The 22637-nt window shown below is 36.7% G+C and carries 24 protein-coding genes and 1 pseudogene; 15 read left to right on the forward strand and 10 right to left on the reverse strand.

What is annotated here, in order from left to right; all coding sequences use genetic code 11:
- The first annotated feature begins 51 nt into the window (after positions 1 to 51).
- From FFO06_RS13775 to FFO06_RS13785, 3 genes are all read left to right on the forward strand, one after another.
- On the forward strand, positions 52 to 963 hold the full coding sequence (locus FFO06_RS13775) for a tRNA (5-methylaminomethyl-2-thiouridine)(34)-methyltransferase MnmD (protein WP_137908540.1): 912 nt from the start codon (positions 52 to 54) through the stop codon (positions 961 to 963).
- Entirely contained in the window at positions 963 to 1715 is a 753-nt protein-coding gene (locus FFO06_RS13780) for an RNA methyltransferase (RefSeq protein WP_137908541.1), read from the forward strand. Before FFO06_RS13775 ends, FFO06_RS13780 begins: the two co-directional genes overlap by 1 nt.
- 181 nt (positions 1716 to 1896) lie before the next feature.
- The gene (locus FFO06_RS13785) at positions 1897 to 3426 is read left to right on the forward strand and encodes a serine hydrolase (protein WP_137908542.1); all 1530 of its coding nucleotides are present in this window, start codon (positions 1897 to 1899) and stop codon (positions 3424 to 3426) included.
- 269 nt (positions 3427 to 3695) lie between these two features.
- Here the strand turns inward: FFO06_RS13785 and dprA are convergent, their stop codons facing one another.
- From dprA to FFO06_RS13820, 6 genes are all read right to left on the reverse strand, one after another.
- The gene (dprA, locus tag FFO06_RS13795; RefSeq protein ID WP_137908544.1) at positions 3696 to 4820 is read right to left on the reverse strand and encodes a DNA-processing protein DprA; all 1125 of its coding nucleotides are present in this window, start codon (positions 4818 to 4820) and stop codon (positions 3696 to 3698) included.
- Between the two features lie 283 nt (positions 4821 to 5103).
- Positions 5104 to 5763 carry a DUF2301 domain-containing membrane protein gene (locus FFO06_RS13800; protein ID WP_137908545.1) on the reverse strand — a complete coding sequence of 220 codons (660 nt, stop codon included), beginning with the start codon at positions 5761 to 5763 and terminating at the stop codon, positions 5104 to 5106.
- Between the two features lie 85 nt (positions 5764 to 5848).
- Positions 5849 to 6577 carry an ABC transporter ATP-binding protein gene (locus FFO06_RS13805; RefSeq protein ID WP_137908546.1) on the reverse strand — a complete coding sequence of 243 codons (729 nt, stop codon included), beginning with the start codon at positions 6575 to 6577 and terminating at the stop codon, positions 5849 to 5851.
- Between the two features lie 98 nt (positions 6578 to 6675).
- Positions 6676 to 6903 carry a ferredoxin family protein gene (locus FFO06_RS13810; RefSeq protein ID WP_137908547.1) on the reverse strand — a complete coding sequence of 76 codons (228 nt, stop codon included), beginning with the start codon at positions 6901 to 6903 and terminating at the stop codon, positions 6676 to 6678.
- Positions 6904 to 6942: 39 nt separating this feature from the next.
- Positions 6943 to 8148 carry an ATP phosphoribosyltransferase regulatory subunit gene (locus tag FFO06_RS13815; protein ID WP_137908548.1) on the reverse strand — a complete coding sequence of 402 codons (1206 nt, stop codon included), beginning with the start codon at positions 8146 to 8148 and terminating at the stop codon, positions 6943 to 6945.
- Positions 8148 to 8462, reverse strand: coding sequence for a hypothetical protein (locus FFO06_RS13820; protein ID WP_190371547.1), 315 nt, complete (start codon positions 8460 to 8462; stop codon positions 8148 to 8150). Before FFO06_RS13820 ends, FFO06_RS13815 begins: the two co-directional genes overlap by 1 nt.
- Before the next feature lie 417 nt (positions 8463 to 8879).
- Between FFO06_RS13820 and FFO06_RS13825 the strand changes: the two genes are divergently transcribed.
- The 5 genes from FFO06_RS13825 (at position 8880) to FFO06_RS13845 (ending at position 14310) form a co-directional block, all read left to right on the forward strand.
- Positions 8880 to 9134 carry a CTB family bacteriocin gene (locus FFO06_RS13825; RefSeq protein ID WP_137908549.1) on the forward strand — a complete coding sequence of 85 codons (255 nt, stop codon included), beginning with the start codon at positions 8880 to 8882 and terminating at the stop codon, positions 9132 to 9134.
- A gap of 120 nt (positions 9135 to 9254) precedes the next feature.
- Positions 9255 to 9695 carry a hypothetical protein gene (locus FFO06_RS13830; RefSeq protein ID WP_236097147.1) on the forward strand — a complete coding sequence of 147 codons (441 nt, stop codon included), beginning with the start codon at positions 9255 to 9257 and terminating at the stop codon, positions 9693 to 9695.
- A gap of 127 nt (positions 9696 to 9822) precedes the next feature.
- Positions 9823 to 11973, forward strand: a complete 2151-nt coding sequence (locus FFO06_RS13835; protein WP_137908551.1) for a peptidase domain-containing ABC transporter — start codon at positions 9823 to 9825, stop codon at positions 11971 to 11973.
- Between the two features lie 89 nt (positions 11974 to 12062).
- Positions 12063 to 13466, forward strand: coding sequence for an HlyD family secretion protein (locus FFO06_RS13840; RefSeq protein ID WP_137908552.1), 1404 nt, complete (start codon positions 12063 to 12065; stop codon positions 13464 to 13466).
- Positions 13467 to 13662: 196 nt separating this feature from the next.
- Entirely contained in the window at positions 13663 to 14310 is a 648-nt protein-coding gene (locus FFO06_RS13845) for a hypothetical protein (protein ID WP_190371572.1), read from the forward strand.
- A gap of 240 nt (positions 14311 to 14550) precedes the next feature.
- On the opposite strand, the gene htpG is transcribed toward FFO06_RS13845, so the two are convergent.
- Positions 14551 to 16506 carry a molecular chaperone HtpG gene (gene htpG / locus FFO06_RS13850; RefSeq protein ID WP_137908554.1) on the reverse strand — a complete coding sequence of 652 codons (1956 nt, stop codon included), beginning with the start codon at positions 16504 to 16506 and terminating at the stop codon, positions 14551 to 14553.
- Between the two features lie 186 nt (positions 16507 to 16692).
- Here htpG and FFO06_RS13855 point away from each other — a divergent pair, with 186 nt between their 5' ends.
- From FFO06_RS13855 to FFO06_RS13885, 7 genes and pseudogenes are all read left to right on the forward strand, one after another.
- Complete coding sequence (locus FFO06_RS13855; protein ID WP_137908555.1) at positions 16693 to 16890, forward strand: hypothetical protein; 198 nt, start codon at positions 16693 to 16695, stop codon at positions 16888 to 16890.
- Positions 16891 to 16985: 95 nt separating this feature from the next.
- On the forward strand, positions 16986 to 18557 hold the full coding sequence (locus FFO06_RS13860) for a family 10 glycosylhydrolase (protein ID WP_201275461.1): 1572 nt from the start codon (positions 16986 to 16988) through the stop codon (positions 18555 to 18557).
- A gap of 134 nt (positions 18558 to 18691) precedes the next feature.
- Entirely contained in the window at positions 18692 to 19270 is a 579-nt protein-coding gene (locus FFO06_RS13865) for a hypothetical protein (RefSeq protein ID WP_137908556.1), read from the forward strand.
- 240 nt (positions 19271 to 19510) lie between these two features.
- The gene (locus tag FFO06_RS22595) at positions 19511 to 19624 is read left to right on the forward strand and encodes an element excision factor XisI family protein (RefSeq protein ID WP_162501199.1); all 114 of its coding nucleotides are present in this window, start codon (positions 19511 to 19513) and stop codon (positions 19622 to 19624) included.
- Positions 19625 to 19768: 144 nt separating this feature from the next.
- Positions 19769 to 19999 (forward strand): hypothetical protein, encoded by a 231-nt coding sequence (locus tag FFO06_RS13875; protein WP_137908557.1) that lies wholly within the window; start codon positions 19769 to 19771, stop codon positions 19997 to 19999.
- A gap of 71 nt (positions 20000 to 20070) precedes the next feature.
- The gene (locus tag FFO06_RS13880; protein ID WP_137908558.1) at positions 20071 to 20334 is read left to right on the forward strand and encodes a type II toxin-antitoxin system RelE family toxin; all 264 of its coding nucleotides are present in this window, start codon (positions 20071 to 20073) and stop codon (positions 20332 to 20334) included.
- 308 nt (positions 20335 to 20642) lie between these two features.
- Positions 20643 to 20838: pseudogene (locus FFO06_RS13885) on the forward strand (element excision factor XisI family protein); the annotation flags it as partial.
- On the opposite strand, the gene FFO06_RS13890 reads toward FFO06_RS13885, so the two are convergent.
- From FFO06_RS13890 to FFO06_RS13900, 3 genes are all read right to left on the reverse strand, one after another.
- On the reverse strand, positions 20833 to 21738 hold the full coding sequence (locus tag FFO06_RS13890; protein WP_236097148.1) for a coiled-coil domain-containing protein: 906 nt from the start codon (positions 21736 to 21738) through the stop codon (positions 20833 to 20835). The pseudogene FFO06_RS13885 and the gene FFO06_RS13890 sit on opposite strands and share 6 nt — an antisense overlap.
- A gap of 337 nt (positions 21739 to 22075) precedes the next feature.
- Positions 22076 to 22366 (reverse strand): type II toxin-antitoxin system RelE/ParE family toxin, encoded by a 291-nt coding sequence (locus FFO06_RS13895; RefSeq protein ID WP_137908560.1) that lies wholly within the window; start codon positions 22364 to 22366, stop codon positions 22076 to 22078.
- Positions 22367 to 22368: 2 nt separating this feature from the next.
- The gene (locus tag FFO06_RS13900) at positions 22369 to 22629 is read right to left on the reverse strand and encodes a ribbon-helix-helix domain-containing protein (RefSeq protein ID WP_137908561.1); all 261 of its coding nucleotides are present in this window, start codon (positions 22627 to 22629) and stop codon (positions 22369 to 22371) included.
- Positions 22630 to 22637 lie beyond the last annotated feature (8 nt).

The raw sequence follows: 22637 nt of genomic DNA on the forward strand, positions 1-22637 counted from the left end.
TCATAGATAATCGGTAATGAGTAATTGACAACTGATTTTTTTGTTGATAAAATGTCGAACTTAGAAGATTTTACACCACAACAAACACAAGATGGTTCTTTTACCTTCTTTTCTAAAGAATTTAACGAAGCCTTTCACAGCCACTATGGAGCAAAACAGGAGAGTTTGCTCAAGTTTGTGATTCCCACTCAATTACCAATATTAGCAAAGACGGGATTTGTGCGATTGTTAGATATTTGTTATGGTTTAGGATATAACACAGCAGCGGCTTTACAGACAATTTGGGAAATAAATCCTCATTGTCATGTAGAAGTGATAGGCTTAGAAATAAATCCCGCAGTCCCCATAGCAGCAATTACCAATCAGTTATTTGATGGTTGGGACGAAAAATATATAAAACATATCAAAGTTTTCAGTCAAATAGCTTTTGAGCATGAAATCAAAATAGATCATCTTCAAGCTACCTTACTCATTGGTGATGCTAGAAGCTTGATTTCACAAGTATATGAATCTGGTTTTCAAGCGGACGCAATTTTTCTTGACCCTTTTTCACCCCCCCAATGTCCGCAATTATGGACTGTGGAATTTATTAAAAAAGTATCAGAGTGTTTAGATAAAAATGGATTAGTTGCTACTTATTCCTGTGCGGGAGCTGTACGGACTGCGTTCTTAACTGCTGGCTTGGTTGTAGGTTCGACTTCACCAGTAGGAAGACGCACCCCAGGGACTATAGCAGGATATCATGAACATGAGGAAAAATCAAGTAAATCATCTTTTTTAGCTCTTTCCCCAGCGGAAGAAGAATATTTACTAACTCGTGCTGCTATTCCTTACCGAGATCCTACTTTAAGGGATTCTGCGGAAGATATACTAAAAAGACGACAAGAAGAAGTACAAGCTTCTTCTCTAGAATCAGCCTCACAATGGCGCAAAAGATGGTTAAAATCGGGAAATCATAAATAATGATCACAGAAAATATTAGTATAAAAAATAGTTGCAGTCATGTGATAATAGTATTGGTAGAACCAGCAGGTCCGTTGAATGTAGGTTCAGTGGCCAGAGTGATGAAAAACTTTGGCTTATCTAAATTAATATTAGTCAATCCTCAATGCGATCGCTCATGTTTTGATGCTACAAAAATGGCAGTTCATGGTCAAGATATTTTAGCATCTGCGGTCATAGTAGACACATTACCACAAGCATTGCAGGGCTGTGTTCGTGCCATTGCTACCATTGGTCGGGACTACAGTGGAGAAATACCTGTAGAAAACCCGCGCACGGCTTTACCTTGGTTATTAGAAACACTAGAAAAGCCCGTAGCTTTGATTTTCGGGAGGGAAGATAGGGGGTTAACCAATGAAGAATTAAATTATGCCCATAAATTAGTGTTCATTCCCACTAGTCCAGAATATCCATCTTTGAATTTAGCGGCTGCGGTTGCCATTTGTTGTTACGAATTGTCACAATCTAGTAGTCTATTCATAGATGATAATAAAAGCACTGTAGAAATTGCTCCCCTAGATGCTATGGAGGCATATTATCAAGAATTGGAATCATTACTGCTGGCTATAGGTTATCTTTACCCCCATACCGCAGCTAGTCGCATGGAAAAATTCCGCCATTTATATAACCGCGCTTACTTACAAACTGGGGAAGTGGGGATGTTGCGGGGGATTTTACGACAGGTAGAATGGGCAATTAATAGGTCAAAATAATGAAAACCTTTATCCGCGACCTGGGTGATTATCAGCCCAGTAATTACCCAAAAAGTACCCAAAAAGATAAATATAGTGTAAAGTAGATACAAAAATGCTACTTAGTCCTAGACGGTAAACTAAGTATCACGGTGCATCAATTAATAATAATAATCTGGGTCGAAGGTGGCAAGGAGTACCTATGTCAGAATCAAGTAACAAACTGATACCTATATCACGGGGGCAGCCAGTACAGCGTCGCCGGCGTAAACGTGCAGTCCCAAAGACAGGACAGAAAAAAAGCGGTCAGCAGCCAGTTTCTAGCCCAAGAGAAGCGGGAAAAGTAACACGTCTAGATAATAATAATATCAGTCCGGCTCTGATTTCGGCTGGGGGGCGAAAACCAGCATCACAGGTGATGGTGTATCCAGGGGTTAAAACCGTAACTACAGTTAAGAAAAATACTCAATTTTCCCAAGGGGGGACTGTGAGGTTAAGGACTGTACCCATAGAAAAGTCAAAAATAGAAAGAAAAGGATCACGCAAGACTAGGTTAAAACCCATGGCCAAAGTCATGTTATATGCCTTGCGCTTTTTGATCGTCGGGGTAGGTATTGGTGCGATTGTTGGTACTTTGTTGTCAGTCCTAGACCCTGCTAGTCGCATTAATTCAGTGGCGGTATTATCTCAAGCTCCAGCAACTCAAAAAGCCCCTGAGTCTGCTAGGACGGGTTTATATATGTCCCAGGAAATTACCCCTTTAAAAAATACTCTGCAAAGCCTCGCTGCGGCTAATTCTGATTTAACACCGGGTGTATTTTTATTAGACTTAGATAATGGTGCTTATGTAGATATTAATGGTAATACGAGTTTTCCGGCCGCTAGTACGATTAAAATCCCGATTTTGATCGCTTTTTTCCAGGATGTAGATGCGGGTAAAATCCGTTTAGATGAAATGTTGACTCTGGAAAAGGAGATGATTGTCGGTGGTTCGGGAAATATGCAATATCAAGCTCCAGGTGGCAAGTACACGGCTCTTGATCTGGCGACAAAAATGATTACAATTAGCGATAACACCGCGACAAATATGCTAGTTGCTAAATTGGGGGGACAGGAGGCTTTAAATGGGCGTTTTCGCAGTTGGGGACTAACAACAACGATGATTCGTAGTCCGCTCCCAGATTTACAAGGGACTAATACCACCAGTGCGCGAGAATTGGGGAATTTAATCTCTATGGTCAATCAAGGTAATGTGGTGACTATGCGATCGCGTGATTCAATGCTTAATATTATGAGCCGTACGGAAAGAGATAATCTTTTACCTGCTGGTTTGGGAAAAGGCGCAAATGCGTACCACAAAACTGGTGATATTGGTACAATGTTAGCAGATGCGGGTTTGATTGATGTCCCGACGGGTAAGCGTTATATTGCGGCTATTATGGTACAACGTCCAAATAATGATCCTCGTGCTGAAAAATTAATTAGTTCTATTTCCAGTTCTGCTTACCAATACTTTAGCCAAGCTACAGTACAACCTAGTAATTTTACTAATAATCAACCTAATCAACCTATTCCTAATTATCAAGTACCGATTCAGCCTGTTCAGCCTGTTCAGCCTTTTATTCAAGCGCCGATGATCAATCCAAACGTACCAAATGGAATGGTTAATAATGTACCTATGGGTACTTATCAAGCCCCGATAATCACTCCCCAATATTATCCACAACAATAAGCAAAAGGAAGAAGATATAGCGATTAGAGGTATAGCGATCCAAAAAAGCTAACTAATGCTAACATTAGCTTTTGAGTTACTGTTAATTAGACCTGTCTAATGAAGTACACAGTAATTTATTCCCTATTCCCTATTCCCTATTCCCTATTCCCTATTCCCTATTCCCTATTCCCTATTCCCTATTCCCTATTCCCTATTCCCTATTCCCTGTCACCGTGGCGTAGCACCTGTCACCGTGGCGTAGCACCTGTTCCCTGTAACCTGTTCCCTTACAGTTTTTGATATCGCATTCCCGGAAGTTGGGTAACTAAACCCATAAGTTCTAACTGTAATAAAGAACTGGATACTATTGCAGCATTCATTCCTGTTTTTTGAATGATAAAATCAAAAGATAAAGCATCAATGGCTAAAATATTTATTATCTGTTGTAATTCCGGTGCTAAGTTAGGTATAGGAGGAGATTTAACTAGAGGTGTTTCTATTTCTATATCTATTTGGGGAATTGCTCCCAACATGATTAATAACTCATTAAGTTCATGATTAATTAAACCCGCACCTTGACTAATTAATTTTAAACAACCCTGTGATGGTTGCTCATCAATTCTTCCCGGTAACGCATAAACATCTCGACTAAATTCATTAGCATAGGTAGCTGTAATTAAAGCACCAGATTTTAGCGGCGCTTCCATAACTAATACCGCACGACTCAAACCAGCAATAATTCGATTTCGACGGGGAAAATGGGTGCGGTTCGGTGGCGTTTTTGCGGGATATTCACTAATTACTATCCCAGATTTCAAAATCTGTTGATATAAATCTCGATTTTTATGGGGATAAATAACATCTACACCTGTTCCCATAACTGCTATTGTTCTTCCTCCCGCTTTCAATGCTGCTGAATGACTTTCGGTGTCTATTCCTTCGGCCATACCGGAAACAACGGTAAAACCATTTTTTGCTAATGCGGTACTAATTTGACGAGTCCATTTAATTCCGTATTCTGTGGGTTGACGAGTTCCCACAATTCCTACCAGGGGTTTTTGTCCTAAATTTTCCTGTAAATCAATTTCACCTCGATAATACAACAGCGGGGGTGGAGTAGGAATTTCTCGCAATAGTTGGGGATATTCTGGGTCTGCTGGTGTCCAAAACAGGGGGTTTATTTGTTGGTGTTGGGTAAGTAGTTGTTCGGGGTTTAAACGGAATCTTTGTTGAACAACTTTTTCTAAGGTCTGAATTCCAAAACCTTCGACTTTTCGCAATTCTCCAGGACTGGCTTTCCAAGCTGTTTCTAAATTACTAAAGTGCTGTTGTAATCTTTGTATTAGTATTGGACCAATACCAGGAATTTGTGACCAAGCTAACCAGTATTTACGTTCTTCTATACTTGACATTTTTGCATATTTAACCTTTGCTAAGTCCTACAAATTATCTAAACCAGGAAAACGAACCACTCCAGGCACAGAGGACACGGAGGAATAAAAGTCTAAATTCATACTAATTAGGGTGATTCTAAATCGCGGCTACACAGATAAAACCTACCTGCGTGGGTTGGAAAGGCTTGATTTTCTGTTAGTCTGTGCAAGGTGGATCTGGTTTGTGTAGTAGTGTATTATATTCGCTAAAAAGTTTTCAAACATCCTCTAAGATATTTTTTGTGGGTGGTTGACTGTTTTTTTATTGGGAAGTCTTTAAATGTTGCTTTTTTAAATAATCAAATACTGATTTATCTCCAATGTCGGGAGGAATAGGTTGAATGATTTTCCGCACTGCAAAAATTAAAAAGCAAATTGTCCAAGTTGCTAATAAAATCTGTTCGGTTTGGGTGGATAAAATTCTTGTTAAATGTCCTAATAATAATATGGGAACTATGGGAGTTAAGATTTTAGTTTCTAAACGATTAAAGCAAAAACCTTCTTTAAAATAAATTCCTGTTAAAGCTGCAAAGGTGAAACCAATACCTAATATGGTCAATGGTTGATTATAAACGGTAATTGCAAAGGCTTGACTATCACTATGGGCGAAAATTAAGGCGGAAATGCTACCAATTATCCAGAAAATTTGCAAAATTTGGTGCAAAAATTTCATATAAATATGAATGGTTAATAAACTAATACCAAGTGCCAGACTAAAACAGGTGTAAATAGGTGTAATGGCTTGAATTACAGCGGGTTGGGGAGAAATTAAAACTAAACTACTACCCAGGGCAAAACACAATGCTGCTATCATTAATCCTGTACGATACATTATCACACTTTGGCGATCGCTCTGAGTAATTATAAATTCCCCAAATTGTCCTTGATATATTTCCGGTGATAATATTGTTTGTGTGGTCATATTCTTTAATTGTCTAGTCGTTTGGTTTTATATTCCCGACTTTTTTAAGAAGTCGGGGTCTGATTTTGATTTGATTTGATTTGATTTAATGTCTCTTCCCAGCACCTAAATATAATTCTCCCACTTTTGGATCATGTAATAATTCTCTACCAGGTCCTGAGATAGCGTCTTTTCCTGATTCTAACACATAACCTCGGTCTGCCATTTCTAAGGCTTTACGGGCATTTTGCTCTACTAAAACTATAGCAGTTCCCGATCGGTTAATTTCCTTAATTTGCTCAAATACCTGATTTACCAAAATGGGAGATAATGCGGCTGAGGGTTCATCTAAGAGTAGTAAACTAGGTTCTAACATTAATGCTTTCCCCATGGCTAACATTTGTCTTTCTCCTCCAGAAAGAGTCCCCGCTCGTTGACGCAAGCGATCGCTCAATCTCGGAAACATATTGTATATTTTATCTTTAAGGGGTTTTAATGGCGTATTCCTGACAAAAGCCCCCATTTCTAAATTTTCATCTACGGTTAATGATGGAAAAACATTCGCAATTTGCGGAACATAGGACATACCTTTTTCTACAATTTGATTAGATTTTAAACCTACCAAATTCTGATTTTTAAAGGTAATTTTTCCGGTATGGGGTGTTAATAGTCCAAAAATAGTTTTTATTAATGTTGATTTACCTGCTCCATTGGGACCAATTACTGTTACTAATTCCCCATTGGTAACGTGGAAGTTGATACCTTGTAAAATGTCTACATCTTTAATATATCCTGCATGGACATTTTCTACTTTTAATAAATAGTTATTCGTCATTTGTTCGTTGTTATTTGTCGGTTGTTATTTGTTAGTTGTCAGTTGTCGGTTATCAGTTGTTTTTCTTTTACCACTGACCACTGACCACTGACCCATGACTATTTTGGGGTTTTTTGCAATTCTGGTCTTTCTTCTGCCAAAATCGCATTTTCTACCGGACAAACTTGGAGACAGATGCCACAATCAATACAAGTAGCAAAATCAATCCAGTACCAATCTGTGCCTTTGACGTTTTTCCCTGGACCTTCATGAATACAAGCTACTGGACAAGCTTCTACGCAGTCAGCAACACCTTCACAAACGTCTGTAACAATACTATGTGGCATTTTTCCGATTCCTCCTCTTTTTTGTCCGTTATTCTTGACTTAGGATCCTGCTTCAATGGTATGAGAACCATCAGCTTTAATCCAAGCAATTTTGGTAATGGAGCGATCGCTTGCATATTGACGAATCGCGCTTACATCTCTCCCACCTAAGTCTATTTCTACTCTCGGCAACTCAGTATTATTACGCAATTTTTCCGCATAATCAAAAGCCGCAGCTTCAGCGCCGGGAGTTTCTGGAACTACTAACCAATGACTAGCGGGGATATTTTGGGGTAATTGCTGATTAAATGAGAGAATTTGGTATAAATCATCAATACTCAGTTCAAAGCCGATACCGGGAATACTTTCACCTTGGGGATGATATAAACCTAGTAATTGGTCATAACGACCACCTCTTCCTAAAACCTGTGCTTGAGATTTTGTATCACTCACTACTTCAAATACAATGCCTGTGTAGTAGTCAATGGTTTGAATTAGGCTCAAATCAAGGATTAATGGGAATTTACCCTCTAGTAATTCTACCAGAGACTTGAGATTATTTATTGCTTCGTCCTGGTCTGGTTCTAGATCTAGACTACTGACTTTTTCTAAAACCTCTTGACTATCACCCCGCAAATCTAACATGATTTTAGCCCGCTGGTGTAGTTCTTCGCTCAAAGGCAAGGTATCAAGAGTTACATAATCCAAATGAGCGATCGCAGTACGGACTTGATTTCTAATTTCCGGGGGAAAAGCATTAAACAGGGAGCGAGTAATTCCCGCTTCCCCCAGAATTAACCGCCACCCTTGTAAATCCAATGCTGTGAAACAATCTGCTACTAATAGCAATACTTCCGCATTAGCTAATAATCCTCCCGCTCCCAGTAACTCCACCCCAGCTTGATAATACTCTTGCTGACGATTATGGCGGCCTTCCCAATTACGACGAAACACATTAGCATTGTAATAGAGTCGCTGGGGGTAGGTCGCATTTGTCATGCGAGTTACCACTGTCCGGGCGATAGAAGCCGTCAATTCTGGACGCAATCCCAATTCTTCATTTTGACCATTTTGGAGTTGAATCACCATCTGACGCTGAATTGCTTCACCGGCCATTAAGGTATCCATTCTTTCCAGGGTTGAGGTGATAATCCTGTGATATCCCCAACGCTGAAATACTTGTTCTAATCTATCTTCAATCCAGCGTTTTTGCGCTACATCTAAAGGTAATAGATCCCTGGCTCCCGCTGCTGGTTGATACACCATTATTTTTTCTTCCCACCAAACAAACCGCCAAACAAACCGCCATTTCCAGACTTATCTGGTTGCTTCTCTTCATTTTTGGAAGAGTAATTCACTGGAGAATCACTATTTATCTTTCCTAAAGCCTGATCTACTTTGGGTTTCCATTTCCAAGCGATATTATCCTTGGGATTGAACTTCAGAGCGTTATCACAGTGAATTTTTGCCATTTTCAGTTGATTTTGCTTTAAATATACCATTGCTATCAAGCCATGGCAATGACTATTTCGCTGCTCTAATTTTAAGGCATCCTGTAATTTTACTGCGGCTTGGGACAATTAGTTTGTTTCTAGTAAATTTTCAGCGCGACGCAGGTATTTTTCTGTTAAGGATTCTTCTGTTAATGGTCAAGTGGGAGTTGAGGATAATTTTTGACTAAGTATATATATTTAATCAACCCCACCCCTAACCCCTCCCCCCAAGCGAGGAGGGGGCTATGATTTACTTTGTTTAAGTGGATAACGCCATGTTGATAGGAAATCATAGCAGAAATTTTTTATTTAGTGAACATAATTGAGTCAAATTGGCGTGTATTTTTCGGCAATATTTAGTTCTAAATTTGGTAATTAAGTTTGCAGAAAATGAGAATGAATTATCTAATCACTCCTCGATATTCTATGAACAAGCGAGGGGGAAAACGGCAACCGAGCAGTAAACAACCCCCAGCGATAATTCAAATCAAGGAGAATTCAGTCATGTCTACTTTATTTACCGCAGTATCTGTTGAACAACAAGAAATCGTAGCTGGTGGTGGTAGTGCTTTACTTAATGAAACTTTCATAAGCGCTCTCAGAAATGTACAAACAGGATATAGTATTTCAAACTTGAATGGTAGCCAAACTGGAAGTCAACAAGCTGTTGAAAAAATCAATTCTGCTGGTCGTCAAATTGGACTAGCTGATTTTCCAACAGTTATCTTACCAGCACAATTGTTCAACCAAGTAATGTAAGTAAGTTAACGAAACAAATTAAGCAGGTAGTCAGAAATATACTTGAGTTCTGATCTTTTCTACCTGCTGCAAAGAAGTGGTAAAAGAGAATAAAAATCTAGGATCATTTAATAGTATTTAATGATCGTTGAGATTTTACTCATGGCACTTCTCGTAACAAATTGGAGAAAGATTTATGTATCACAAAAAATGATACATAAATCTTATTTTTTAGAAGCAAGAGGTTTTACCATGTCTGATCATATAGAAATAGAAAACTCCGACCTGTTCATAAATTTATCAGAAAAAGAACAAGAGTCTATATCCGGGGGTGGGTCATCATCTTCACCCTTGGAAAGGTTTGATATATTTTACCAAAATATAAATATATCTACTAGGGGAATGAGTGAAATGAATGTTTCTCAAGGAAACTCTAGCGGATATGTGAGAAATGAAACTGAATATCAATTTTCTCAAACAACCTTTATTTTATCTTCATTATTTGGTAGAGGTGGTGGCCGTCGTCGCAATAGAAGCAGAAAAGGTAATAGCTTTTTAGCGAGTATATTTAATCTTTTCTAGCACAAAAATAAAACCAGGATCAGATAATTTTATATTCTACTATTCGGATTATATTTACCAGTGTTTACTACCAATTCAATAGAAATAAAAATAATATATTTTGATTCTTTTCTATGGTTATTTATTTATGAAACTCCAATTTGTTAAACAACATAGTGAAGAAGATTGTGCAGCAGCTTGTTTAGCTACAATATCCAAATATTATGGTCGTAATTTTACCCTCAGCCGCATTCGGGAAGTTGTTGGAACTGGACAATTTGGAACTACTTTATTAGGGTTAAGACGAGGTGCAGAAAGCCTGGGTTTTAAAGTTAATCCAGTCAAAACATCATCGGAAATAATTAATCGAATGAATGAAGCTCCCTTACCAGCAATTATTCACTGGAAAGGAAATCATTGGGTTGTTTTATACGGTAAAAAAGGCAAAAATTTTGTCATTGCAGATCCCGGAGTTGGGGTTCGTTATCTTTCTAAAAAAGATTTAATTGATGGTTGGAAAGATTGGTTAATTCTCTTGCTAGAACCAGATCCTATTCGCTTTTTTGAACAAGAAAGTGATAAAACTGGTGGCTTTTGGCGTTTCTTTCGACGAGTTTGGATTTATCGGGCCATTTTAGTCCAAGTTATACCTTTAAATTTGATCTTGGGTTTGTTATCTTTAGCTTCTCCTTTTTTATTACAAATTCTTACTGATGATGTGTTAGTTAGAGGTGACACAAAATTACTAACTACTGTAGCGATTTCCGTAGTAGTTATGAATTTTGTTTCTAATAGCCTTTCCTTTGTCCAATCTAACTTAATTGCTAACTTTGCTCAACGCTTACAATTAGGGCTAGTTTTAGATTTTGGTAGACAAATTTTGCGTTTACCTTTAAGTTATTACGAAGCTCGACGCAGTGGTGAAATAGTTAGTAGATTGCAAGATATTGAACAAATTAATCAATTAGTGGCTCAATTGGTTGTTACCTTACCCAGCCGATTTTTTATTGCCTTGATTTCTCTAAGTATCATGATTTTTTATAGCTGGAAATTAACCGGAATAGCGTTATTAATCTCCGTATTAATGACATTATCAACTATTATTTTTCAGCCAACTTTACAACAAAAGACTCGTGAACTTTTAGTTCAAGAAGCGGAAACTCAAGGGGTTTTAGTCGAAACTTTTAAAGGAGCATTAACTCTCAAAACAACTACCTCAGCACCCCAATTTTTAGATGAATTAGAAAGCCGTTTTATTCGTCTAGCTAATCTCATGTTTCGCACTATCCAAATTGGCATCATTAATAATACTTTTTCTGGTTTTATCTCTGCTATTGGTGGTGTTATTTTACTTTGGTTCGGTGGCTATTTAGTAATTAATCCCGCTGAAAATCTCAGTATTGGTAAATTACTAGCATTTAACTCTATGAATGGGAATTTTTTGGGTTTAATTGGTACAGTTATCGGCTTTGTTGAAGAATTTACTCGTGCGAAAACTGCAACCCAACGTTTAACAGAAGTTATTGATGCTACTCCAGAAAATGAAGATTATGGCAAAAAACCTGTTGTAAAAATTCCCGAAAATGTTGATATTTATTGTAAAAATTTGAAGTTTCACTATGCAGGAAGAATTGACTTTTTAGAAGGTTTTTCTTTAACAATTCCTGGTGGTCAAGTTGTGGCTTTAATTGGTAAATCTGGATGCGGTAAAAGTACCTTAGCTAAATTAATAGCTGGATTATATCCTCTGCAATCTGGTAATATCCAAATTGGAATTTATAACCTTCAAGACCTTTCTTTAGAATGTCTGCGTCAACAAGTGGTTCTTGTTCCCCAGGATGCTCATTTTTGGAGTCGTTCTATTATTGATAATTTTCGATTAGGAGCGCCTCATGTTAGCTTTGAACAGATTGTTCAAGCCTGTAAAATTTCTGGTGCTGATGAATTTATCAATAAGTTACCGGAGACATATCAAACTATTTTAGGAGAATTTGGTGCTAATATTTCTGGTGGACAAAGACAAAGATTAGCCATAGCTAGAGCCATTGTTACAGACCCACCAATTTTGATTTTAGATGAATCTACTGGGGGACTTGATCCAGTTAGTGAAGCCCAAGTTTTAGACCAATTATTTAAACATCGTCGAGGGAAAACAACTATTTTAATTACTCACAGACCTAAAGTAATTAATCGGGCTGACTGGATTGTTTTGATAGATCAAGGTAGGTTGAAATTAGAAGGTTCTTTAGAGGATTTACGCAATAAACCAGGAGATCATTTAGATTTTCTAATTCCTTAATTTCCCTTGTATTTACCTCTTATAAAGGGGGGAAAACCATCTGGTACTTCTGATAGGAATCCTATATATCATTCATTATTTAGATAACTATGCTTTACACTGATAATCAAGAATTTAATTCTGTAATTGGAAATGATAATTCACTTCCACCTATAAGTAGTTGGACATCCCTAGCAGGTTTATTTCTGATTGGGACTGTTATTACTGGTATTTATTTATCTTCATGGGTGAAATATAATGTTACTGTCAAAGCTAATGCTATTGTTCGTCCCATAGGTGAAACTCGTGTAGTGCAATCAAAGGTAGAAGGGACTATTAAAACTATCTTAGTCAAAGAAAATCAAATTGTTAAACAAGGAGATGTAATCGCCATTTTAGATACTGAACAATTGCTAATTAAAAAAAGTCAATTAGAAGAAAATATCAACCAGAATAAATTACAAATTTTACAAATTTATGCTCAAAACCGGACTTTAAATAATCAAATCATGGCTGAAAAAAAAGTCATACAAAGGGTTGTTATTGCTGCTCAGGAGGATTTATTAAAAAATCAAAGGGAATATGAAGAGCGAAAGGTTAATACTGAAGGTGAATTAATAACAGCCCAGCTAAATATTCAAAAACAATTAGTAGATTTACAAAAGGCTGAAGCTGACTTAGAATTTGCAAAGGTGGATCGTGATCGCTATCAACAGTTGGCAGAAATGGGGGTAATTGGTAACCGAGAATTTGAGCAAAAACAGCTAGTTGTTCAACAAACAACCTTAACACTGGAAACTGCAAAAAAAGCTGTTGATATCGCTAATATAAAAGTTAAATTAAATAAAGCTGCAATTAATCCAACTACGGCAATGATGAATATGGCACAAGAACGTATTGCTCAAGAAACTGCTAAAGGTGAAGCAAATATAGCTGCTCTAAATAAAGAAAGGGTAGGCTTAATTCAGCGTTTGGTTGAAATACAAACTCAAATAAAACAATTACAAAAAGAACTTCAACAGCTAGAAAATCAGCGAAAAAATAGCACTATTGTTGCTACTAACGATGGGATTATTTTGAAACTAAATTTACGAAATTCTGGACAAGTTGTTCGCGCTGGTGAATCTATTACTGAGATTGTACCTGATGATCGTAATTCTTTAGTAATTAAAGCTCTGATTCCTAGCTCAGAAATTAATAAAATTGCTGTTGGTCAAAAAGCACAACTTCGTGTTGATGCTTGTCCATATCCTGATTATGGAACTGCTAAGGGCGTTGTTAAAACGATTTCTCCTGATGCAATTACACCTCTAAGCAAAGATACAAATACTGCAATTTCTCCTGGTGCTAACTACTTTGAAGCTACAATTCAACCCGAAAAAAGTTCATTTGGAAATAATGATCGTCAGTGTTTTCTTCAGTCGGGAATGAATGGTACGGCCGATATTATTTCTAGGGAAGAAACAGTATTACAATTTATGTTAAGAAAAGCCAGATTGATTGCTGATTTGTGATTAGCTAACCAAAAAGTAGCGACATTCCATCAAACCTCTCTACAAGGGTTATAAAAAACATACAGCAAATTTTAGGTTTATGAAGTACCACAAATATCTCACCCTAACTTTTCCTTTTCCTAAGAGTGAATAATCTCCCCCCCTTTACAAACAGGGTAATTTCTAATTTAACTAAGTCATAATCATGATCAAGTTTATGACATCTGAGCCAAGAATTAAGCAAGCATTACAGTGGTGGTTTTATAGGGAATTTCTCAAACTATTTCTAGAATCTGAAAAAGTCCGTGATGATTTATTACAAGAATCTTTTACAATCCGACGTAATTTAGATTTATTAGTTATGGATAAACTAAGTTTATCAGTGACAGAAATTCAAGCACATATCAAAAAAATTGATAACCTTCATCATTCTTTAGTACAATTGAGCGATCGCTTATGTCCGATATCTATTCAAGATAGCTTACCTTTATGTATTGAGTGTTTACTAGAACCTTGGATTAACTCCTATCCCCATCTAGATTTTCAGGTTAATATGCCAATTTACTGGAGAATTGAAGAACCTGAATCTAGTTGGATAATTTTAAGGGTTTTAGAAGAATTACTCAGAATAACTTTACCAGAAACAGGAATTTTACTCCCCATTTATATTCATGTAACTCTCAAAGAAATAGGAAGTATAGCACTATTGGCTGTAAAAATTTCCTATCCTGATCTGTCTACTTTGATTTTTTATTCCCATTTACCAGAATTAGAATATCTTTACGATATCTTTAAATTATTAATATCAGGTAAATGCTCATTTTTTCACAAGCATCTGATGTCAACTTGGCACTTTTATTGGTAACTAATTTGGCGTGAATAATTGTCACAGGACTTACGCAACTGGCAAAACAGATCACTAGTGAAGGAAGCCAAGTGGTCATTTAAATCAGACCAAATACATCTAAACATCTGGACGCTTTAGTTGCACCAATTAAATAAACCAATTAAATAAACCAATTAAATAAACCAATTAAATAAAAAAGTATCCCCTCTTCGGAAGAGACGCTGTAAACAACGTCTCCCTACACTTGATTGTTATTTTCTATTTACTTGCTTGTTCCGTTAACTTAGTTAGCACATCATTAGAACGTTCTACAAAGGATTTCATCCCCTCTGCATTAAAACCTTTTTGAGACATTAATGCTAAATCATAAACGTGCTGACAAATTATGGTCACTAATTGACTCGTATGGGATACACCATCACCATGAATAATAGTACCCTCATTAAGATTAATCAAGTTTTGAATTAACGGGTGGGCAGTATTTACTAGCAAAATATGTTCTTCGGGAAATTCAGTGGTTTGCTGCTGCATCATAGCGGTCATTTCCCGCATCCGACGCAGAAATTCCGGTAATAATACCATTGCTGGTGGTGTTCCTTGGGGGTCATCGGATTTCAGTGACTCAGTGCGGATGTTCAATTTTGGCTTATTCAGTGCCTTCTCAAATAGTTCTTTAATCACTTCTCCTTTCGTCTTGTTGGTGGTGGGATCAACAATTTCACCAGTTTTGTCCTCTAGAAGGGTATTATCTAAATCCGAGTCCACCCGTGTAAATTTAACATCCCGATATTCTTGTTCGAGGAAGTTAATAAAGTGGGTATCAATAAAGGAGTCCATAAATAGGACTTCTAAACCCTGATTTTTGTGCAGTTCAATATAAGTATATTGACTTGCTTCATCTGTGCTGTAAAATACTTTATTTTCATGACGTTCTTTATTCCGTTCCAAGTATTCTTTCAGGGTTATATATGGTAAATTAATACTATTAGCTGAGGTGGCATCTTGCCAAGCATCATCTTCAGCGGTTTGAACTTCAACCGCTGCTGCGGCTTCTAATTTAGCCGTAGTGCGGAAAACAATGATATCTTCTACCTGTTTTTTGAATTTATCATCATTGAGAACACCGAACTTGACAAATGTTCCCAAATCTTTCCAGATTTTTATGTATTGTTCCCTGTCATCGCGGTATAATTCCTTTAGTCTATCGCCAACTTTTTTGGCAATATAATCTCCTATTCTCTTAATAGTGCGATCGCCTTGTAATGCACTTCGAGAAACATTTAAAGGAATATCAGTGCTATCAATTACACCTCGCATTGGCATTAAAAATTGGGGAATAATTTCCTCACAATTATCACTGACAAACACCTGATTACAGAATAACTTAATTTGTCCCTTGGTAACATCTACATCAGGGCGCATTTTCGGAAAGTAGAGAATACCATTAATTACAAAGGGATAATCTGTATTTAAATGTACCCATAGCAAGGGTTCTTCCTGAAAAGGATACAAATAGCGGTAAAATTCTAAATAGTCTTCTTTAGTAAGACTACTAGGAGAATCACGCCATGCAGCTTTTTGTTTATTTAAAGTTTCCCCATCCATTTTAATGGGAACCGGCATAAAATCACAATAGGTCTTGACAAGATTCCTAATTCGTGCTGGTTCTAAAAATTCCTCTTCTTCCCCTTCCAAGGTGAGAATAATTGTAGTTCCGTGACTGGTACGTTGGGACTCATCTAAAATAAACTTAGGAGAACCATCACAAGTCCAACGAACTGCTTGTGCGCCTTCTTTGTATGAAAGAGTATCAATTTGTACTTGTTTGGCAACCATAAAAGAAGAGTAGAAACCCAAACCGAAATGACCGATAATCGGTTGGTCTGCTTTTCCTTCATACTTGTGAATAAATTCCTCAGCACTAGAGAAAGCGACTTGGTTAATATATTTTTTTACTTCCTCTGCTGTCATTCCAATCCCATTATCAGTAATGGAGAGAGTTTTGTTGTCTTTATCAATGCTAATGGTAATTTCTGGTTCACCAATTTCACCATTATATTCACCAGCGCGGGACACCATATTTAACTTTTGGATAGCGTCTACCCCGTTAGATACCAGTTCCCGCAAGAAGATTTGATGGTCTGAGTAGAGAGACTTCTTGATAATTGGGAAAATATTCTCAGTATGAATACTGATGTTACCTTGTTCTAGCATAGTTATTCGTCGGTTTTACTTGCAGATATAGATTCTGAAAATCAATTTTCGGTGATTTTATCTTTTTTGGGGTAAGGAATACCTCTTATTTATAATTCGGATTACACTACCATGATCATGATTATTGAAGATCTTCGATAATTATGCCGATAATAAGTATATTCAAATATTTTTAGTCAAGATTTTATGAACCCTATAACCTTAACTACTGCTATGACTACTATATTTCTCACGGGAGCGTTACAGAAACTGGGTGAAAATTTTAGTGATGTTTTAATGCAAAAGGTTCGTGACATTATTAGTAGATGGGAACCAACAAGCCAAATTTGTTCCGAATTGGGACAAGAGCAATTATTTTTTCACTCTCTGATTTTTGTGGTATAAACTCAATTGGGAATACTACAAACCTCCGCTTTTTATCATAAACAAGCTGGGTTGATTGTCACCAAGTTTGTTGACGAATACGAGTTTTAAATGATATGTCTAATTGCAACTGGAAATTTTTAAGATCAATTATATCTTGGCAAAGTTTATTGACTGTAATTATTAGTCATAGCTTATTGATTCTTAACTTAGAAGCCCAAGCAGCCAACGCTTCTCTTCCCCACCAGAGAATAAGCCAAAGGGACGAGCCTCCCCGGAGGGATAGGACAGCCCTACCCATTGCTCAAAAGAGAGAAGATTGTCGGGTATCATCAAAAGCAGCCCAACAAAAAGATAAATTACGTTTATTAGCTCTTGCAAACAATAAAGAGGCGAAAAGGGACTATCAAAAACTACTAAAACAGCATACAGAAGAATTACAAGAATGCCGCAGTCGAACTTGGCCAGAGACTCAAGCTATTTGGTTACGTTTATATCCTTGTGATATCCAACCAGGAGCAATTGATCAAATTATGGATCGAATTGTTAACCAAGGCTACAACCAAGTTTATTTAGAAGTATTTTATGATGGACAGGTACTATTACCAGCAGCAACAAACCCGACAGTTTGGCCAGCAGTAGTTCGGATTCGTGGTGCAGAAAAAGTAGATTTATTAGCCGTAGCCATCAAAAAAGCGCAACAAAGGGGGTTAAAAGTATATGCTTGGATGTTTACCAATAACTTTGGTTATACCTATGCTCAACGTCCAGATAGACAAAATGCGATCGCCCGTAATGGCAAAAATCAAACCAGTTTATCCGTAGTAGAGGACGGATCTCAAGTCTTTATTGATCCCTACAATCCCCAGGCTAGAAGCGATTATTACCGAATGGTGCAGCAGGTGATCCGCCGTCGTCCTGATGGTATTCTCTTAGACTATGTACGCTATCCCCGCCAGTCTGGTGCGGATTCCATTGTTACCAAAGTTCAGGACTTATGGCTATTTACCCCCGCCACCCAAGAATTTTTATTTCGCCGCGCCCAAAATTCCAAAGGGCGGGAATTAATTCGCCGGTTTCTCACTAAGGGATATATTAGCAGCGGCGATATAGCGGAAGTTGATCAACGCTACCCGCAAGAAGATGAACCAATGTGGGAAGGGCGTATTCCTGCGAAAAAACAAAAATCTCTGACTTCTTCAGGGGAAAAACAGCGCATTTTGCAATTAGATTTGTGGTTACTCACCGTTGCTCATGCTATGCAAGGGATCTTAGATTTTGTCGCTTTAGCAAGTTATCCCGCCAAACAACAAGGTATACCCGCCGGAGTAGTCTTTTTTCCCGAAGGAAATCAAGCTTTAGGACAAGGGTATGATTCCCGGTTGCAACCTTGGGATAAATTCCCTAGCATCTTAGAATGGCATCCCATGTCCTACGCAACTTGCGGTGATGCTAGTTGTATTGTAGCGCAAGTAAAACAGGTTTTAGCACTGAGTAAACCAGGTACAAAAGTTATTCCCGCTTTAGCTGGTCACTGGGGGGAATCAATTAATAATCGTCCATCCTTGGAAGCGCAAATGCAAGCACTATACCAATTATCTCCTCAAATTAAGAGTGTGAGCCATTTTGCTTATTCTTGGCAATATCCTGAACATGATAGTGAACGGAAATCTTGTAATTTTCGCTAAATTTCCCTAGATATTGTATTCTAGGAGAATTTTGTTATCTGCGGGATCTAGATAGAGGACTTAAGCAAATGTCATATTAAATATCTAGAAATATCTAGGGTGCGTCAAACTGGGTAAATACTATCAACAAACAGATGAATCACAAAACTACATTACTAACTTTTGCGCCTGTGACTATCACATTTTTTTCTGTCACACTCGGAACAGTCATTGCACAGACAAAACTCACCAGTCAAGCCAAAGTAACTGTCAATAGTATGGGTCCAGTAAAAATAGGGATGAATCTTCCTGAAGCTGCTGCTGCGGCTAATACTCGTTTATCTGTTAGCTATGCTGGAAGTGATAGTTGTTACTATCTACAAACGGAAGGAGAACTCAAAGGTGTGTCATTTATGGTGACAAAAGATGATGTTAAGAGTCGTCTCCAATATGTTACCAGCGATGTTATTGCCAGAGTAGATGTAAATAATCCCAAAATAACTACTGTTTCTGGTGCAAAAATTGGTGATACAGAAGCGCGAATTAAATCACTTTACCCTGGACAAATTAAAGTTACACCCCATAAATATACAAAGGGATATTATTTAACTTTTATTCCCAAAAATAAAGCCGAACAAAACTATCGCATTGTTTTTGAAACTGATGGTCAGCGTGTAACTAGGTATAGAGCGGGTAAACTACCAGAAGTGGAATATGTAGAGGGATGCAGTTAAGTTGATTTTTAGTAAAATAGACAATTCTATTATGTCATCTCCAGCAATTACCACTGTAATTAAGAAGATTTACAGGATTTTTTATGAATATTTATCTGAGAATATTTCAGGTTTTAAAGATGAGTTTTTTCTTCATCTTGATATGGCTACGCCACGCTACGCTATCAGACAGTAGACAGTAGCGTGTGTTAGCAAAGCGTAACGCACCAAAATTTATTAAATTTAATCTCATGAATTAATGTGAGTTACGTTTATGGGACAATTATTCATGTAGATATTAGAGATGAAAAAATTTGGATTCAGAGAGATTGTACAATCCCTTGGTTCTCTCCCCTTGAGAACAGCAGAAACTAAAATATTAGTATCAATAATCACCTTCATTCTCCACTCTGATAAGCATTTTCAGGATGTTTCCCCGCATAGTGGAATATGTTGAGGGATGCAGTTAAGTTTATATTTAGTAAAATAGACTGGTAAGGTTTAAAAGGAAATTAGATTATGTCATCTCCAGCAATTACCACCGTAGTTAAAATGATGGAATCTTTATCTGAAGATGTACAAGACAGAATTGCAGAACATCTGAGAGAATATTTGGCAGATTTGCAAGATGAACTTAAATGGGATAATTCATTTAAGAAAACTCAAGAAAAATTGATTGCATCTGCTCAACGTGCTAAAAGAGAGATTGCGGAAGGACTTGCAAAACCAATGGACTATGACAAGTTATAAATTCAGGATTTATATCTGGCTTCAGAAAAGACTAGATTTGGTGTATATACCATTAGAGGTTATCAACACCTATGAAGTCAGCAACCCTTCCTTCTTTTTGGGATGAATATCAGTCTCTTGACAAGCAAGTTAGACAGAGTGCGAGAAAAGCTTATCGGTTATGGAGAGAAAATCCTTTTTATCCGTCTTTGCATTTCAAATGTATAAATAACCAGGAAAATATTTGGTCTGTCAGGATAAATCTCAATTATCGAGCAATTGGGGTTTTGGATGGTGATACAGTTACATGGTTTTGGATTGGTAGTCATGACGATTATGAAAATTTCTTTTCATAATCAGAATCAGGATACTCAGGATTTTCTGTGAATAATTATCTAGGGATATTTCAGGTTTTAAAGATGAGTTTTTTCTTCATCCTAAAAATGCTTAATTGTCTGAATCAGGATACCCAGGATTAGAGGATTTACAGGATTTTTTATGAATATTTATCTGGGAATATTCCAGGTTTTGACGATGAGTTTTTTCTTCATCTTGATATGGCTACGCCACGCTACGCTATCAGACAGTAGACAGTAGCGTGTGTTAGCAAAGCGTAACGCACTAAAATTAATTAAATTTAATCTCATGAATTAATGTGAGTTACGTTTATGGGACAATTATTCATGTAGATATTAGAGATGGAAAAATTTGGATTCAGAGAGATTTTACTGAGGAAGGGGTAGCTAGTGAGTTGGTAGAATTGGGAGTACCAAACGGATATTGTTTTAGGTTTTAAGCCACCTTATATGAGACAGTTTACTGATTTTGTATCTATCATCATACTTTTGAAAATATTATAGATATTGTTGTAAATAGTCTATATAATCTTGGCATCTATCCATACAAGGACTTCTTAAGTATTGATAGTCATATTCATATTCTATAAAAAGTGGATATGTTTCTATATCTTCTATATCTTCTAACCCAGATATGTTTAAATATTCTACATACCTCTCTAAATCCTTCTCTAAATCCCTCTTTTCTAATTCTAAATTCTTAATATAGGCATCTTTTTGAGCAATCTGCTTTTGCAATTCATTCGGATAAATATTATTGTTGTTACTTATCTCATTTAATCGTGATTCTTTATCATTAAGATTTATTTCTAGCTGTTTAATTCTTTGAATATTTTGATTATTTTCAATTTCTAACTTTTGGATATCATTATCTTTTTGAGCAATCTGGAATTGTATATTTTCTAGATAACTATGATTATTACTAACTTCAAATGTATTCCGTTGCAATTCTAAATCTCTTATTTTCTCAGTGAGAGATTGAATTTGCCCTTCTAATTGTTGAACGCGATTATTCAAATTAATTTTTTCTTGTGTAAGTAATTCACAATTAGATTGCTGGGTAATAATATTGGCTTCTAATAACGAGATATTTTGTAAATTTCCAGCTTTTTCTATTTCTAAAGTTTGAATATAAGCATTTTTCTGAATTATTAAAGATTGCAGATTATTTGATTCATGTTGAATCGGCTCTAACTCAATATTATGATCTGATTTAGACTGTAGTAACTGGTTTTTATTATTTCTAAATAATAATCTTATAATTAAGATTATCGCTATTAAAATGCTAATGATACAGCAAGTAGTTTTGAGTGAGGTACACATTATGCGGGCAAGATGCCCGCACCACAAAAGTTTTATCATTAATATCTGTACTTCATAATACCGGAAACTGCCGTATATCATACAAATACCTCTTTAATCACTAATTAGGTAAAGTTAACTTTGTAAAGATGTGTAAAAATAAGTAACCATTATTGAAGTTCATGAAGAATCATAAACTATTCGCTATCAGTAGGACTGACATAGCTTATTTAAGCTTGTTTACTCAATTTTTAGTTTGCGTCTTTGCGCGAAACAAAAAATATTCATAACCCGGCGAATATAATTCGCGTCTGCACAGACAAAACCCGCCGAGTTCAAAAATCTTGCTTTTAGTCCACTCAGGTGGACTTAGTTTGTATAGCCGCGTTCGCGTAGCGTGCTGGAAGCATCTTTCTAATTGCCAGGGCTTCTCAATTATTCATTGAAACAAAGACTCCAAATCTCGATAACCACTAACTACACGGACAATTTCAATTCCACCATTAATAACTCGATAAAGAATCACGTAACCATCTAAAGGAACACCCCGCAAATCAAACCTAATATTTTCATAGCTACGCCCCATATTAGGGAAATTAGCTAAATACTGACACCTCTTTTCAAACTCATCAACAAAACGCTCTCCAGCATCAATATTTCTAGTAACAAAATAATCAATAATTTCTGATAAATCACGACTAGCTTCTGGAGAAATCATAAGTATTTTCATCCTTATCTCTCTCTCGCTTGACGCAACTTATCCCGCAATTGTGAAATCACAACTTCCCCATTAATACCTTCACCTCTATCTAATTGTTCAATAGCAACATCCACCTTTTCCCGTGTTTCTTCCACCCAATTCTGATAACCCTTATCCCACTCCAAAAGCAATTTTAACGCCTTACTAATTACATCTTCAGGATTTGTATATCTACCTGTGGCAATTTGCGCTTGAATAATTTGCTCTAATTCCGGTTTAATTTGGATATTCATAATTTTAC

Source organism: Dolichospermum planctonicum (genome assembly GCF_005402965.1).
Taxonomy (GTDB): Bacteria; Cyanobacteriota; Cyanobacteriia; order Cyanobacteriales; family Nostocaceae; genus Dolichospermum; species Dolichospermum planctonicum.

Bases quoted from the DNA above. Each gene is read 5' to 3' on its own strand.
- FFO06_RS13775 (WP_137908540.1), top strand. From the start codon at position 52: ATGTCGAACTTAGAAGATTTTACACCACAACAAACACAAGATGGTTCT.
- FFO06_RS13780 (WP_137908541.1), top strand. From the start codon at position 963: ATGATCACAGAAAATATTAGTATAAAAAATAGTTGCAGTCATGTGATA.
- FFO06_RS13785 (WP_137908542.1), top strand. From the start codon at position 1,897: ATGTCAGAATCAAGTAACAAACTGATACCTATATCACGGGGGCAGCCA.
- dprA (WP_137908544.1), bottom strand. From the start codon at position 4,820: ATGTCAAGTATAGAAGAACGTAAATACTGGTTAGCTTGGTCACAAATT.
- FFO06_RS13800 (WP_137908545.1), bottom strand. From the start codon at position 5,763: ATGACCACACAAACAATATTATCACCGGAAATATATCAAGGACAATTT.
- FFO06_RS13805 (WP_137908546.1), bottom strand. From the start codon at position 6,577: ATGACGAATAACTATTTATTAAAAGTAGAAAATGTCCATGCAGGATAT.
- FFO06_RS13810 (WP_137908547.1), bottom strand. From the start codon at position 6,903: ATGCCACATAGTATTGTTACAGACGTTTGTGAAGGTGTTGCTGACTGC.
- FFO06_RS13815 (WP_137908548.1), bottom strand. From the start codon at position 8,148: ATGGTGTATCAACCAGCAGCGGGAGCCAGGGATCTATTACCTTTAGAT.
- FFO06_RS13825 (WP_137908549.1), top strand. From the start codon at position 8,880: ATGTCTACTTTATTTACCGCAGTATCTGTTGAACAACAAGAAATCGTA.
- FFO06_RS13830 (WP_236097147.1), top strand. From the start codon at position 9,255: ATGATCGTTGAGATTTTACTCATGGCACTTCTCGTAACAAATTGGAGA.
- FFO06_RS13835 (WP_137908551.1), top strand. From the start codon at position 9,823: ATGAAACTCCAATTTGTTAAACAACATAGTGAAGAAGATTGTGCAGCA.
- FFO06_RS13840 (WP_137908552.1), top strand. From the start codon at position 12,063: ATGCTTTACACTGATAATCAAGAATTTAATTCTGTAATTGGAAATGAT.
- FFO06_RS13845 (WP_190371572.1), top strand. From the start codon at position 13,663: ATGACATCTGAGCCAAGAATTAAGCAAGCATTACAGTGGTGGTTTTAT.
- htpG (WP_137908554.1), bottom strand. From the start codon at position 16,506: ATGCTAGAACAAGGTAACATCAGTATTCATACTGAGAATATTTTCCCA.
- FFO06_RS13855 (WP_137908555.1), top strand. From the start codon at position 16,693: ATGAACCCTATAACCTTAACTACTGCTATGACTACTATATTTCTCACG.
- FFO06_RS13860 (WP_201275461.1), top strand. From the start codon at position 16,986: ATGTCTAATTGCAACTGGAAATTTTTAAGATCAATTATATCTTGGCAA.
- FFO06_RS13865 (WP_137908556.1), top strand. From the start codon at position 18,692: ATGAATCACAAAACTACATTACTAACTTTTGCGCCTGTGACTATCACA.
- FFO06_RS13875 (WP_137908557.1), top strand. From the start codon at position 19,769: ATGTCATCTCCAGCAATTACCACCGTAGTTAAAATGATGGAATCTTTA.
- FFO06_RS13880 (WP_137908558.1), top strand. From the start codon at position 20,071: ATGAAGTCAGCAACCCTTCCTTCTTTTTGGGATGAATATCAGTCTCTT.
- FFO06_RS13890 (WP_236097148.1), bottom strand. From the start codon at position 21,738: ATGATATACGGCAGTTTCCGGTATTATGAAGTACAGATATTAATGATA.
- FFO06_RS13895 (WP_137908560.1), bottom strand. From the start codon at position 22,366: ATGAAAATACTTATGATTTCTCCAGAAGCTAGTCGTGATTTATCAGAA.
- FFO06_RS13900 (WP_137908561.1), bottom strand. From the start codon at position 22,629: ATGAATATCCAAATTAAACCGGAATTAGAGCAAATTATTCAAGCGCAA.